Here is a 1,479-nt window from a genome sequence, read left to right as displayed (position 1 = left end):
CCTTCGCGAGCAAGCCCGCTCCCACAGGTTTTTTGTGTGGTCAGGAGAATCTGTATTTCAAGGCAGCTTCGCCAGGCAAGCTTCCAGAATATCCAGCCCTTCTTCCAACACCGTCGCCTCAGTCGTCAACGGGGCCAGCAGCCGAATGATGTGCCGTGATTTACCGCTGGGCATCAGCAGCAAGCCCGAGTCCCGCGCCAGGGCCAGCAATTGGGTCAGTTGCGCCGATGCCGGGCTGCCGTCGGCATGGGCCAATTCGATGCCGCGCATCGCCCCGACGCCGGTCAGGCGGCCCAGGTAAGGTGACAGCCCGCGGCTGCGCCATGACTCATAGCGGCTGACAATTGCCTCTTCCTGTTGTGTGCCCCAAGCCTGCAGGTTCGCATCGGTCATTGCCTCCAGGGTGGCCAAGGCGGCGGCGCAGGCGATGGGGTTGCCGGAATAAGTGCCACCCAGGCCGCCTTTGGGCAGATTGTCCAGCAGCGCCTTGCGCCCCACCACGGCTCCCAGGGGGACGCCGCCGGCAATGCTTTTACCCAGCAGTATCAGGTCCGGCTCGATGCCCAGTCGCGAGAACGCAAAGCGCTGGCCGGTGCGGCCGAAGCCGGACTGGATTTCATCGATGATCAGCACGATACCCTTCTCGTCGCAGAACCGCCGCAGGGCCTGGGCAAAGGCAATATCCATCGGCAGGAAACCGGCTTCGCCCTGCACCGGTTCGACGATGAAACACGCCACGTCATTCACGTCGATCTCGACGCTGAACAACCGCTCCATGGCCTTCAACGCCTCTTCGCAGGTGACGCCGTTGTCCTTGCTGGGGTAGGGCAGGTGATAGACCGGTCCGGGCAGTACGCCGACTTTCTGTTTGTAGGGCGCGACCTTGCCGTTGAGATTGAGAGTGGCCAGGGTTCTGCCGTGGAAAGCGCCATCAAAGGCAATGACGGCTGTGCGGCCGGTGGCGCCGCGTACGATCTTCAAGGCGTTTTCCGCGGCTTCGGCGCCGCTGTTGGTGAGCATGCCGCTGACCGGGTAATCCACCGGGACAAACGCTGCCAGGCGCTCCATCAATTCGATGTAGGGCGCGTGTGGGGCAGCGTTGAAGGCGTAGTGCGTCAGCCGGGTTGCTTGTTCGCGGATAGCTTCGACGACACGGGGATGGCAGTGCCCGAGGTTCAACACGCCGATGCCGCCCACGAAATCGATGTAGCGTTTGCCGTCGGTGTCCCAGACCTCGGCATTTTTGCCGTGGCTGAGACTGACGGGGTGCACGATGGAAATCGATTGGCTGATGGTTTCGCTGCTCATGGATGACGGCTCGGAAGAAGGAAAGATTCCCTTTATCTAAGCCGCGAGCAGAGGCGCCCGGCAAACGAAATAAAGTTGCCGGGTCAATCTTAAAAGTCGGGATGTGGGAATGTGTTGGTCAGCCAGGAGGAGCGCGGCCCTTGTGGTGAGGGGATTTATCCCCGCTGGGCT

General features: G+C 61.7%; 1 protein-coding gene. It reads right to left on the bottom strand.

What is annotated here, in order from left to right; all coding sequences use genetic code 11:
* Window positions 1–57: 57 nt before the first annotated feature.
* Window positions 58–1,308: a 2-aminoadipate transaminase gene (locus HU811_RS26910; RefSeq protein WP_186659145.1), complete on the bottom strand. Its 1,251-nt coding sequence runs from the start codon at window positions 1,306–1,308 to the stop codon at window positions 58–60.
* Window positions 1,309–1,479: the final 171 nt, after the last annotated feature.

Origin of the sequence: Pseudomonas tehranensis (assembly GCF_014268615.1) — a bacterium.
Classification (GTDB): domain Bacteria; phylum Pseudomonadota; class Gammaproteobacteria; order Pseudomonadales; family Pseudomonadaceae; genus Aquipseudomonas; species Aquipseudomonas tehranensis.
Note: the sequence above shows the minus strand (reverse complement) of the source record. Positions and strands in the feature narration are given on the sequence as shown.